General features: G+C 34.7%; 11 protein-coding genes. 3 read left to right on the forward strand and 8 right to left on the reverse strand.

The window, feature by feature from the left end; all coding sequences use genetic code 11:
• Positions 1 to 40 precede the first annotated feature (40 nt).
• The 5 genes from AC1W31_RS07300 to AC1W31_RS07320 form a co-directional block, all read right to left on the reverse strand.
• The gene (locus tag AC1W31_RS07300; RefSeq protein WP_481733761.1) at positions 41 to 1,801 is read right to left on the reverse strand and encodes a purple acid phosphatase family protein; all 1,761 of its coding nucleotides are present in this window, start codon (positions 1,799 to 1,801) and stop codon (positions 41 to 43) included.
• A 313-nt stretch (positions 1,802 to 2,114) separates the two neighbouring features.
• Positions 2,115 to 2,531 (reverse strand): barstar family protein, encoded by a 417-nt coding sequence (locus AC1W31_RS07305; RefSeq protein WP_481733762.1) that lies wholly within the window; start codon positions 2,529 to 2,531, stop codon positions 2,115 to 2,117.
• Between the two features lie 153 nt (positions 2,532 to 2,684).
• Positions 2,685 to 2,909, reverse strand: coding sequence for a DinB family protein (locus AC1W31_RS07310; protein WP_481733787.1), 225 nt, complete (start codon positions 2,907 to 2,909; stop codon positions 2,685 to 2,687).
• 130 nt (positions 2,910 to 3,039) lie between these two features.
• A complete protein-coding gene (locus tag AC1W31_RS07315) occupies positions 3,040 to 3,705 on the reverse strand; it encodes a class I SAM-dependent methyltransferase (RefSeq protein ID WP_481733763.1) in 666 nt (221 codons plus the stop codon).
• 93 nt (positions 3,706 to 3,798) lie between these two features.
• Positions 3,799 to 4,320, reverse strand: a complete 522-nt coding sequence (locus tag AC1W31_RS07320) for a guanyl-specific ribonuclease (RefSeq protein WP_481733764.1) — start codon at positions 4,318 to 4,320, stop codon at positions 3,799 to 3,801.
• 376 nt (positions 4,321 to 4,696) lie between these two features.
• On the opposite strand from AC1W31_RS07320, the gene gyrA reads away from it, so the two are divergent.
• Together gyrA and AC1W31_RS07330 are read left to right on the forward strand one after the other, a co-directional pair.
• Positions 4,697 to 7,282, forward strand: a complete 2,586-nt coding sequence (gene gyrA, locus AC1W31_RS07325) for a DNA gyrase subunit A (RefSeq protein WP_481733765.1) — start codon at positions 4,697 to 4,699, stop codon at positions 7,280 to 7,282.
• Positions 7,283 to 7,457: 175 nt separating this feature from the next.
• A complete protein-coding gene (locus tag AC1W31_RS07330) occupies positions 7,458 to 8,918 on the forward strand; it encodes a tetratricopeptide repeat protein (RefSeq protein WP_481733766.1) in 1,461 nt (486 codons plus the stop codon).
• Between the two features lie 721 nt (positions 8,919 to 9,639).
• Here the strand turns inward: AC1W31_RS07330 and AC1W31_RS07335 are convergent.
• From AC1W31_RS07335 to AC1W31_RS07345, 3 genes are all read right to left on the reverse strand, one after another.
• Positions 9,640 to 10,110: a pyrophosphohydrolase domain-containing protein gene (locus AC1W31_RS07335; protein ID WP_481733767.1), complete on the reverse strand. Its 471-nt coding sequence runs from the start codon at positions 10,108 to 10,110 to the stop codon at positions 9,640 to 9,642.
• An 813-nt stretch (positions 10,111 to 10,923) separates the two neighbouring features.
• Positions 10,924 to 11,391, reverse strand: a complete 468-nt coding sequence (locus AC1W31_RS07340) for a helix-turn-helix domain-containing protein (RefSeq protein ID WP_481733768.1) — start codon at positions 11,389 to 11,391, stop codon at positions 10,924 to 10,926.
• A gap of 162 nt (positions 11,392 to 11,553) precedes the next feature.
• Positions 11,554 to 12,405, reverse strand: coding sequence for a CvfB family protein (locus AC1W31_RS07345; RefSeq protein ID WP_481733769.1), 852 nt, complete (start codon positions 12,403 to 12,405; stop codon positions 11,554 to 11,556).
• A gap of 101 nt (positions 12,406 to 12,506) precedes the next feature.
• Between AC1W31_RS07345 and fdhD the strand changes: the two genes are divergently transcribed.
• Positions 12,507 to 13,355: a formate dehydrogenase accessory sulfurtransferase FdhD gene (fdhD, locus tag AC1W31_RS07350; protein ID WP_481733770.1), complete on the forward strand. Its 849-nt coding sequence runs from the start codon at positions 12,507 to 12,509 to the stop codon at positions 13,353 to 13,355.
• The last annotated feature ends 6 nt before the right edge of the window (positions 13,356 to 13,361 follow it).

Consider the following 13,361-nt stretch of genomic DNA (forward strand, 5'->3'; position numbering starts at 1 on the left):
GCGGTTAGACGATAGTTTAACCGCTTTTTTTTGCAAATTTTTAATCAGCAACCTTTAAATTTGTACTGACAGATTTTACATTTGAATAATAAATAAGCCCTTCATTATCAGTCATTTTTATGCGATAATTTACAATTTCGTTGCCTTCAAGAATATGGTCAAGGTAACGATATGAAAGAACTTTATCTGAAGATTGTCCATTGGCCTTTGAGTTAAGTTTTGCTACACTTTTGAAATCGGAGCCTTGTCTTTGTCGCTCAATATCAAAACTCACAATGCCCCTTTCTTGCACGGTTAACCAATTAATCGACATTCCACTTTTAGTTGAAGTCAAATTGAAATCCTTCAATGAATACGCCGAAGCAACTTTTACCGTAAATTCATCTTGTAAACAATTTTGGTCATCTTGTACCGTATATTTTGTGGTTATCGAAGGAGCGACGTTTACCAATTGGGTTTTAGCATTATTAGGTTGCCAATTATAATTTCCTTTCCACGATGCCTGTAATGGAATGCTATTTTGATTGGCTTCCAACTTTAAAATCTGTTTTTGATTCACATCTTTCAAAATCGTGAATTGGTCTTTTATACTACCATCTTCTGTAATAAATTTTGCATTCAAACGATTTCCCTCAACTTCCAAATACATCGAACCCGCATTGACGTTGTTTGAATACACCATTGCATTATGTGGATAGGCACCTTGCGAGCCGCTATTGGCAGCTCCTACACCATTTACTACATAGACAATTCCATGATTATCAGTTGCCTTGCTGTCTTTTATGTATGGACAAGAATCATTTGAATTATCATAACGTCCATTTGATGTACTCACACCATGTTGTTTTTGATTAAAAGTTGCCTCCAAACCATAATGTCCTTTTAGCATTTGCGAGCGTTCGTAATTATGGCTGTGTCCATTCAAAACTAAATCAACACTATATTTCTCCAAAATTGGAACAACACCTTCACGCAAAAGACGAAGCTCATCTTCTGTATCCGAATTATGCGAACCCATCGTGTAGGGTGGGTGATGCCAAAAGGCAACTGTCCATTTTTGTTTGTTTGCTTTCAAATCTTTTTCCAACCAAATCATCTGTTGGCTATCTTTCGAGAAAAGACGTTTGTCCATATCCTCACGTCCGTAAGAATCTAAACTTATAAAATGAATGTTGGCATAATCGTAAGAATAGTAGGCTTTTGACCCAGAAGGTACACCACCTGCTTCGGCTTTTGTGGGGACAGAAAAAATATTAAAATAAGCTGCAAGAGGGTCTTCAATTCTGTAATTATTAGCCGTCGGAGAATAATCGTGATTGCCAGGTGAAGGCATCAAAACCGTCTGTTTCATCAATCTATCCCCTTGATAATATTCAAAAAAACGTAATTGATATTCCCAATCCATCCCTTGTCCGTAGGCGTTATCGCCCAAAAGTAACCATAAATTCGTATGCGTTTTATCGGTATAATTCAAATATTGCTGATAAACTCTTTTTTGAGCTTCCGTTCCCATTCCCATATCACCCAATGCCCAAATAGTTACTTTTTGTTCTGTGCCAACCATAGGGTTTGTTACGAAAAAATTGTCCGTGCTTGCTTGCAAAACAGTATTTCCAGAGGCCACTCCATAAAAATATTTGGTATTAGGTTTTAGATTATCAATTGTGATGATATGTTCTTTTTTGGCTAAATCATCCAATTTTGAGGAATATAACTCATTTTGAGTCAAACCAAAATTGATTTTTGAACCAACCGCCACATCAGTACGCCAACGAATCATCATACTCGTGGGCGTGGGCATTTGCAGATATGGACCTCTTGTTATTTTTTGGGAAAAGGAGGAATGAATCATTATCAGAATTAATCCTATAACAAATATATTTTTGTTTTTTAACACTGTCATCATTTACTGCTTCTTTATGTTGTATTCACTATGAAAACTATGTGGTTGCAAATTCAATCTATCTTATGCTATTTTCTTTATGTCCACTATGAAAACTATGTGGTTGCAAATTCAATCTATCTTATGCTATTTTCTTTATGTCCACTATGAAAACTATGCGGTTGCAAATTCAATCTATCTTATGCTATTTTCTTTATGTCCACTATGAAAACTATGTGGTTGCAAATTCAATTCCTAAAGTCTCCAAATCATCTTCTCCCAATTCCGACGGTTCAATCTGCATTTTCAAGGATTTTCCTTCGCCATCCGTACGTTTCCATTCTGATGATGCATCATCCAAAATAGTTAAAAGGATTTCACGGGCTTCATCATTTTCCTCTACCAAAAATATATCATAATTCCTGAAAATTAGATAGATACGGTCTTCTGGCAGCCAGTCCAAATCATTCATCATTTCATCAAAAGCATCAAAATTATTTCCAAAATTATCTGGAAATTTAAGTTGAGATGACACAGACGCATAGAATTTTTCTAAGGTATCAGTATGTTCTCCGTCAATGATGGCTACCAATGTTTTTTCGGTAGAATGTTTATCGGAGATGGTATTTAGGATTGTGTAATTTGCCATGTTTAGATTTTACAAAAATTTGAGAATACTTTGTATATAACCAAGGTGAAGCCCTTCGTGAAAATTATTAAATATTATCGCATCCTCCACTGATGCTAAATTAAATCCTGTATAAGTGGTGATTTCGTGATTAATTTGAAATTCTCCTGTAATTCAATCGGTTTTGGTTTTTTTAATTAATGATACTAATAATGATTTTAACTCATCGACTTCTTCCTGCGAAATGGGCGAGACTGGTTTCGTTCCTGATTTATATTTGTTTACTAAATCATCTGAAATATACAATGGTAAATTTGACAGAGCATAAACAAGTCTTTGCTGTATCACGATAATATGACCGATATTCCAAATTAAGTTATTATTAAAACTTTCTGGAATTTAATTAAGTTGTTCAAATGGATAATTTTCTAAGAAACATAAAACGATATTTCTGTTGGTAGTTAATGTTTTAGAGGTTATTCCACTTTTGGTATTGATTTTATTGAAATATAGGTAAGAAATAGTACTTCTAAGGAATCTTACTTTTATAAATTCGACTCACTAACAAACCACCTATAAAATATTCTTCATGAAGAAGTGTAAATTTATATTTACAAAACTCATTGTTGAAATCAGGCAAATGATTTACGCCCATATCACAAAATAAGTTTAAAATTCTGTAAAGTAATTGAATTATATTTTTAAAAATAAAGTTCAGCGTTTTATCTTTAGGAATATTGAAATCTGTAAAATACCATGTTCCTTCAACCGTTAATTGAGCATGAAGTTTAGCCATTACCAGCGATAATTCACCTTCTGAAAGACAGTCTAAAAAATAAGGGGTAATAATTAAATCAAATTTTTGATTGTTAGGAATATCTTGATACGAACCACAAATAAAGACTACAGAATCTAAGGAAAGAGGCAATTGCTTTTCAATTTTACCATGAGCCAATTTAATCATGGCATCGGAAAGATCTACATAATAATATTGCTCCGATAATCCCTGTTTTATGGCTTCGATTAAAAATTTTCCATCTCCACCGCCAATTATCAACGTCTTAGAAAAATTCATTTTCTTTGATAATAGCCACATTTGGGACTTGTGAATTCTATTTAAAGAACATATCATAGAAACCGCATGATAAAATGGCGCTATTTTATTAAACCCTTCTATGGTTCTTTGTTTTTGCATAATTTATTGATTATTGGTGAGGTGTAACGGGCTGTTACCTCCGTTGTCAATGTCTTCACAGACCACTTGAATATTCAGATATCTTGTGCGTTTTTACTCCACCAACAAAAAACTCCTATAATGGTCATTTGTATAATATCCCTTTCCGTCCGAACCTGTAATTAATCTTTCCGTTCCACGATTTTTGCCGTTCACTTTCGGATTTACGTCCCATTCTTGATAATCTATTCGTTTGCCCGACGCATCTTTTTTGGGAAGTAAACCCTCAAAATTGCCGAATTTTCGTCCGCCTACGTATTCACTCATCGTTACGCCATTCTCACGAACATATTTCAAAACCTTCAAGGCCTTTTCAGGTGCATTTCCAGTAACAATATCCGATTTATTTGCGTCTGTACGATTCTCAGCGATATAATTTGAGTTTTCGTTTTCATTTATATCCTTTTTATATCTTTTTCGATGCTTTTTAGGTCGATTTTCCGTAGAATCACCCTCATTTTGGGCTTGAAATACTCTTTTTTGTTGATTTGAAGCCGTTTTTTCAGAAGGCTGACAACTTGAAAATAGGTTAGCCAAAAGGAAAAATAATAGGAAATAGTTTTTTGAAAATTTCATAAGTTTTGGTTATTTCAGCTTTAAAGATATTTGGATAAAAAAATAGGATTTTGTGGATTAATCAGAAAAATTTCTGAACTAAAATTCAAAAAATCCACTAATCCCACGAATCCAAATTCAGAAAGGGATGCATTGACAGAATCGCTCTGACAATACGTTTTAACAAATTTACCGAAAACTCATTCACCATCGTATCTATTGCCTTCAATATTTGCAAAACACCTCAAATTTCACGAAATTTGTATAGTAAGCATAATATTCAGTATTGTTTTGGTATTAATTGTTTATTAAAATCTTTACTTGAATTCAAAAGGCATCGAGTAGCGGAAATAGCCTAACAATTTCCACTAATCTACCACTCACATTCAAAAAAACTATGTCAGAACAAACCAGTAACATTATCCCCATTAACATTGAAGACGAAATGCGGGGAGCGTACATTGATTATTCGATGTCCGTTATTGTTTCCCGTGCTTTGCCAGATGTCCGTGATGGACTCAAACCCGTTCACCGTCGAGTACTTTTTGGTATGGATGAATTGGGCGTAAATTACAACAAATCCTATAAAAAATCTGCCCGTATTGTTGGGGAGGTTTTGGGTAAGTTTCACCCACACGGTGATACATCCGTATATGATGCAATGGTGCGTATGGCCCAACCATGGTCTTTGCGTTATCCATTGGTGGATGGACAAGGTAACTTTGGTTCGGTCGATGGTGATTCACCCGCCGCCATGCGTTATACAGAAGCACGTTTGAAAAGAATTGCCGAAGAATTATTGGGAGATTTAGGAAAAGAAACCGTTGATTTTAGACCCAACTTCGATGATTCGTTGATGGAACCAACGGTTCTTCCCGCAAAAATTCCTAATCTTTTATTGAATGGAACATCGGGGATTGCCGTAGGTATGGCAACCAATATGGCTCCTCACAATTTGACGGAAGTTGTTTCAGGAATTATTGCTTATATCGAAGATCGTGACATTACGATTGAAGGCTTAATGCAATACATCAAAGCGCCAGATTTTCCAACGGGCGGTACAATTTATGGTGTTTCGGGCGTGAAAAATGCTTTTGAAACGGGCCGTGGACGTATTGTTGTGCGTGGAAATGCTACATTCGAGACTTCTAAAACAGGAAAAGATCAGATTATCATCTCCGAAATTCCTTACATGGTCAATAAAGCATCTTTGATAAAACAATGTGCTGATTTGGTAAATGATAAGAAAATTGAAGGTATTTCAGAAATCCGTGACGAGTCAGATCGTCAAGGAATGCGTATCGTTTTTGACTTAAAACGTGATGCCGTTCCAAATGTGATTTTGAATAATCTTTACAAACAATCTGCGCTTCAATCTTCATTCTCGGTGAATAACGTTGCCCTTGTAAAAGGTCGTCCTTATACCTTGAATTTGAAAGATTTGATTCATCATTTTGTTGAACATCGCAACGAAGTTGTTGTTAGACGTACCCAATTTGATTTGCGTGAAGCCAAGAAAAGAGCGCATATCTTGGAAGGCTTCATGATTGCACTCGATAATTTGGATGCAGTTATCAAATTGATTCGTGAATCAAGAGATCCAAATGCAGCTCAGGCAGGTTTAATGTCTAACTTCGGACTTTCTGAAATTCAGTCGAAAGCCATTCTCGAAATGCGTTTACAACGTTTGACGGGTATGGAGCGTGATAAAATTGTGGCTGAATATGAAGAAATCAAACGTTTGATGGATGATTTGCAAGATATTTTGGACAGACCAGAACGTCAATTGCAAATAATCAAAGATGAATTGATTGATGTCAGAGAACGTTATGGAGATGCTCGTCGTACGCAAATTAACATGACCGATGATGAATTTTCGGTTGAAGATATGATTGCGGATGATGAAATGTTGATTACCGTTTCAAATCAAGGGTATATTAAACGTACACCAATCGGAGAATACAAAGCCCAAAATAGGGGAGGAGTTGGTTCTCGTGCAGTTGCTACAAAAGATAACGATTATACTGAACATCTTTTCACAGCTACGATGCACAACTGGTTATTATTCTTTACTGAAAGCGGAAAATGTTTCTGGTTAAGAGTTTATGCCGTTCCCGAAGGTTCAAAAGTTGCCAAAGGTCGTCCAGTGCAAAATTTAATGAACATCGAAAGTAACGATTCAATTAGAGCCGTTATCAACGTGAAGTCATTAACTGATCCAGATTACATCAATAATAATTTTATTGTGATGTGTACTGAAGACGGAACGATTAAGAAAACAACTTTGGAGGCTTATTCACGTCCACGTCAGAATGGAATTATTGCCATTACGATTCGTGAAAATGACCGTTTATTGGATGTTTCTTTAACAAATGGTAATAATCACGTAATTATTGCTACGAATACAGGTCGTTCAGTACGTTTTGAAGAATCTCGTGTACGCCCAATGGGTCGTTCAGCGGCTGGTGTAAAAGGTATTTGGCTCGACGAAGAAAAATTGATGGAAAAAGCCATCGGAATGGTTTGTATCGAAGACCCAGAAACGCAACAATTATTAGTTGTGTCAGAAAAGGGATTCGGAAAACGTTCGGATGTAGAAGATTATCGTTTAACCAACCGTGGTGGAAAAGGTGTGAAAGCACTGAATATTACCGAAAAAACGGGTAACTTGGTGGCTATCAAGGAAGTAACTGATAGTAATGATTTAATGATTATTACAAAATCGGGTATTTTAATCCGTATGGCAGTAGCCGACCTTCGTGTCATGGGACGGAATACGCAAGGAGTTAAGTTAATTCGTTTAAAAAATGAATCAGATGAAATTTCTTCAGTCACAAAAATTGTAAAAGAACCCGAAGAAGAAGTGATTTTAGACGCAGAAGTCGTAGAAATTGACGGAATTACGGCTGAAAGTGAAGGCGAAATTTCTTCAAACGCTGATGATGTAGTAGAATCAGCAGGAGAGGAGGGAAGCGAAGAATAATTGATAAAATACAATTGATAATTGACAATGGATAATAAATCTTAACCACTGTCAATTATCAATTAATAACTATCCATTGAAATGTTAATCTTTTGTTAAACGAGTAACTTCTTGAAAGATTATCCGTTAAACAGAAAAATCTAAATAAAACAATTACAAACCATATCAAACAAGAATGAAAAAAATAACACTTGCTCTTTTTGCGATATTAACGACAACAGGAGCAACCTTCGCACAAGTAGATAAATTAATGCTTGAAGCAAATCGCAAGTCATTAACCGAAGCTAAGAAAAAAGCTGACGAGGCAGTAATGAAAAAAGACTCTCTTAAAGCAAAAACTTGGTTAATTCGTGGAGAAGCCTATTTAGATTTTGCTAATTCAAGAGATACAGTTTTGACAAAGACGGATCCTTCAGCTGCATATAAAGCAATGAGCTTTTTTAAGAAATCTGTCTCAATTGACCCTGCATCACCAGCAAAAAAATATTTAACAATGGTGATGGACAAAGATGGCAAGCCAGAAATAGAAGGACAAAAATTGTACGCTGCCTTTATGGATGCTGGGATTACTAAATACCAAGTGAAAGATTTTACAGGTGCCTTGAAAGATTTGCAAACCGCAATGGTAGTTGCTCCAAAAGATACAACTGCTGCAATGTACACGGGTGTAATCGGACAATTGGCTAAAAATGATGCAGCTGCTCAGGCTGGTTATGAGAAATTTTTAGAGTTAGGTGGAAAAGATCCAGGGATGATTTACGCCTTAGCGCAAATTTATAGAAGTGCGAATAAAGAAGAATTAGCGATTGGAACCATTAATAGAGGTATTGCTTTGCATCCTAACAATAAGGATTTGAAATCTGAGAAAATCAATATGTTGTTGGGATTCAAAAAGATAGATGCTGCTATTAAGGAAATGGAAATGTCTGTTGCGTCAGGGTCAAAGAATGTGCAAGAAATTGTAAACTTAGCGATCTTATATGAAAATAAAGCCAGAGAGTTAGATCCAGAAATTAAAGGATATAAAGATCAATTATCAAAAGGTAATGTAGATGGATTGAATAAAAAAATTCAGGCACAAAAAGACAAAATTTCAGCTTATGATGATGAAATTAAGCGTTTAAGTGATAAAATTAAGAAAGAACCAAAGTCTGCTGCGTCGTCAAAAAAGCAAATTGGAGAGGTTAATGTAATGAAACAAGAGGCAAATGAAGCATTGACTCAATTAAATACTGAGAAAACTCAACAGGCTGCCACTGCGGTAAACACAGAAGAAGTTACCAAAAAATCAGATGATGCAAAAGTTAAGCAAAGCGAGGCTATGGCTCAAGCATCTAAATACTACAAACAAGCAATTGAATTGGATCCTAATAATTATGATGTCAACTTCAACTTGGGTGTAATGAACTTCAATGAAGCCGTAGTGATCAAGAAAGAAGTGGATGCAATGGATATGAACACCTACAAAACGAAAGGGAAAGCGATTGAAGATTTAGCAACTGATAAATTCAAACAAGCATTACCATATTTTGAGAAAGCTTGGTCAATTAAGAAGGAAGAGGATTTAAAGTCAAGTTTAAGAAGTCTGTATCAAATTCTTAAAATGGAAGACAAATTGAAAGCTCTCGGAGAGTAATATTATTCTAATGCAATTTTTAAAAAGGTCTTGGATGTAAAGTTCAAGACCTTTTTTGCAGAGAACCATTTTAAGTTTAGTAAAAATATGTTCAGTAATGGTAATAAGATGTAGCGTGCATTTAGAACTTATATTGTTCTATTTAACATAATATAAATTATACAACTTTTTGTATTCTACTGAAACGGCTTGAATATTGTATAAGAGCCAAGCCTTCGGGATAGATGAAGATGTATTGCAAGGGGTTGATTGAATGATATGCGTCGTTAGGATAAAAAAAATTCTGAGAGTAAGTAGGTATAAGATTTCTTATAATTTCCTCAAAATCAAGTCCGCTGAGAATCCCTCAGATTTTTTTATTCGAGGCCCTTGTACGGATTGGTTGATTCTCAGAAATGAATTTGTAGGTATTAAATTTGGTTTTATGTAGTACAGAATTGTATTCCGTGAAGTGGTCAATTTTAATTGAATACATTTATTGTAAAATTACTTTCACAAGATTCACGGAATATAATTCCGTGCTACATAAAAATACTTCTGTTTCCCCTCTCCTAATTTTTAATTACATTTTGAACTAAAAAAATAGTTTACCGTCTGTATTATCTTGGATTAGTAAGTAAACCCAAGATTTCTATTACTTCACATTCAGCAACTGTGTACAGGATGGTCATACTTAAAATTAGAGCGATAAGTATGCATGATATTCAATAGGATATATCCATTACATCCCCAATATCTCCTTCAAATCCGCAGGAGAATACTTTACTGACTTCAAAACTTTGTTGTCCTCAATTCTATAAACCAAGAATTTATCTCCATCTTGGACAATCTCAGCCTCAGTGCCATCTTTTTTAGCGTAATGAGCAACAGTTGCTTTAGCTTCTTCGTAAGAACTACAAGCTTTCGACATATTCGAGCGTTGTACTTCATTGAATAAATCCACGAATTTATCCCCTAAACCAAACTCTAAAACTGCACCCGAAAGTACGTATTGAATATCACAAAGCGCATCTGCCACTTCCACAAGGTCTTGGTTATCAATGGCCTCTTGTAATTCTCTCAATTCCTCGGCAATCAAACTTACTCGTAATTTGCAACGGTCAGCCGCCGGAATTTGTGGGGTTTCTAAAATTGGTGCTTTGAATGTACGGTGAAATTGGGCTACTTGGTTTAATGAATCTATCTTTTCCATGGTTTTTTGATTAATTTGTACCCAAAATTACACATAATGTCCCTCATTTGTGGAACACTATCTACACTATTTGAAAATTTCGCTCTAAGTGCTTAATTTTCAAATAGTTACATATTCACGTGGAACACTTAATCTTAATCATTTGAAAATCAGGTAGTTATTAATATTAAAGTGTATAACGTATTATTGATTTAATAGAATTGGTTACGCTATAATTGGGGCTTATTCTCGCATATTAAAGTGATAAAATTCTGCCTGAAATTCAATTAATTAGTAAGATTGGAGATACAGTGTTGCATTTGAAATCTGATGCCTAAAAAGGCAGCAATAGGCTTTATTTTACTAAAAAATGCCAATGAAGAAGAACTATATTTTACCCAAATCCAGTAAATGACGGGTAGTCCCTACTATTTATTACTATATCTCTTCAACGAAATGGGCAGGTAGGTAAGTAGCGATGGATGATTCAAAAACACAATAGGATCTACCCATTTATAATATAGAAAGTCTACAGTATTTTCTAAAATAAGAGTTGAGATTTTTTTTGAATATTTTTAAAATGATGCGGTAAACATTATTTTTCGCTTTTAAAACCCCTGTACTAATTTTTGAACTTAACCATAATATAGGGGAAATTGAAGCTCATAAAATTGATTTAAAGATAGGATAGTGGGATTTTAAGGCCTATCCTATTTATTAGTAAATTAAAATAGGATAAAATAGAAGTTCGCTCCTACTCTACCCTATTTTGTATGACAGTTTTCTGATCTGTTTTGTAATTTATAGCCAGGTTAGAAAAACTGACACACTTTACTAACTCGGTCTTTTTTCTTCAAAAGTCCCATCGGTATAAAATATCATAATCCTTTCTATATTTTTGCCTGATGATGAAGGAGAAGGAACTGTCGGACGCTCAATTTTACGCTTTACGGGCATATTTACAGGCGATTTCACGACATTAGGTTCGGCCTGAAATGTTTTAGGCGATTCTCGTGGCGCTTGCTGATACAAACTTTGCCTTGTATTTTGCTGATTTACAGGCTGTTGTCTATTAATTTGGGGCGTATTTTGTTGAGGTATCTCAGAATCAAAAAGCAGCCAATCTCGGTCAATATCAGGAAAAACCTTCAAAATACGTTGAATAATGTCCAAACTTGGCTTATTTCTCCCCGAAAGTATATGTGAAATACTACTTCGTTGAATGCCAATTGTATCCGCAAAATAACTCGGCGATAGACCTTTGTCAATTATAATCTGTTCTATTTTCTTGTTTAAATCCATTTGTCAATTGTAAACCTTTGTATGTAATTGTTTACATTACAAATGTAATAAATATATTTACATATTACAATATTAAATGTATGAACAATTGTAATTCTATGGATACTTATGTAAATTACAGATGCAATAATTTAGATACGTCTGTAATTTACATAAGTATTGCTATTGTTTAATGTAAATTCCGTCATCTTGCAGTTTAACTTTGTCATCTCGGTACAATCCTCCTATCGCTTTCTTAAAATCCTTTTTTGACATTTGTAAATCACGATAAATTATTTCAGAATCTGTCTTATCAGTATATGGAAGGAAACCTTCTTTGGAAACTAATAAGTCATATATTTTTGATTTAACATTGTCAATTCTATCGTATCCTTGTTTTACCAAAGCTAAATCTATCTTCGTATCGGTTCTGATTTTTTTGATAAATCCTTTTGTAACTTCCCCTAATATGACATCTTGAAAGACTTCACTTTTGTAAATTACTCCGATGCAACGTTTATCAATCAATGCTTTGATTCCTAAATCTGTATATTCATATGGAATAAGTGATACTTCTTGCCCTTCTGTAAACTTAGTACTATCATTTTCTAAGAATTTATCCAACTTCGCTGACGCAACAATCCTTTCACTTTCTTCATCTATATAAATGTAAACTAAGTAAGAACGCCCTAAACCCATTTTGTGTGTCTGTTCTCCGAAAGGCACTAAAAGGTCTTTCATCAATCCCCAGTCCAAGAAAACCCCCAATTTACTGACATCTTTAACCTTCAAATACGCAAATTCTCCAACGGTGGCATAAGGTTTTAAGGTTGTAGCAATCAAACGATCTTCTGAATCTCGGTAAATGAAGACCTCAAGAAAGTCACCTATTTGGGTTCCTTCTGGTACATACACACGAGGAATTAATATTTCTTCGCCATCGTAGCCATCCAGATAAAGCCCGAAATCTAATTCTTTAATTACTTCAAGGCGATTATAATGACCCAATCGCAAGGGTGCTGATTCGTATAACATTCGTATAAATTTTCTATTTCAATGATTTTATTTACAAATTTGCAATAACATTCTAACAAAAGGAATTAAAGCCTTATAAAGTATCTATTTAAACATTTTCTATGTACGCCATATCTCCCGTAAATTTATTAAAAGTATCCATTGATAGTTTTGAAGAAAAATCAGACCTGGTCGTGGTTGAAGAACCCTTAGAAATTCGTTTAGGGTATGGAAGTATTGATGATCGTCAGCAACGTAGTGTATCCGTTACGATGCGTACACCTACGCACGACTTTGAATTGGCTTTGGGATTCATGTATTCGGAAGGGATTATCACCTCTTACAATCAAGTTATGAGTGTGAAATATTGCGTAGATGCAGGAAAGCAAGCCACTGAAAATATTGTTCGAGTAGAATTAAAGCCTGACGTTTCCGTAAATCTTCAAATGCTCCAACGCAATTTTTATGCTACATCCAGTTGTGGCGTATGTGGTAAGGCATCTATCGAATCCATTGACAAGATGATTTGCGATTTACCCAAACAAAAACTTGAACAAAATGCGCTAAAAGTAAGTAAAGAGTATATTTATAACTTACCTAAGCGTTTATCGCAATATCAAAAAATATTTGAATATACGGGTGGACTTCACGCTGCAGCTTTGTTTGATATAATGGGTAAGATTGTATCATTGAGAGAAGACATTGGCAGACACAACGCTTTGGATAAAATTATTGGAAATGCCCTGACGCAAGATTTATTACCCTTATATAACAAAGTCTTGCTCATGAGTAGTAGAGCCAGCTTTGAATTGGTTCAGAAGGCTGTAATGGCTAACATCTCTATTATCGTTACGATAGGAGCTCCATCAAGTCTGGCAATTCAAACGGCAGAGCAATTTGGGATAACTTTAATCGGTTTTCTCAGAAATGATAGTTTTAATATTTATACAGGAAAAGAGCGAATTGAGTAACATATA

This window comes from Arcicella sp. (assembly GCF_964672035.1).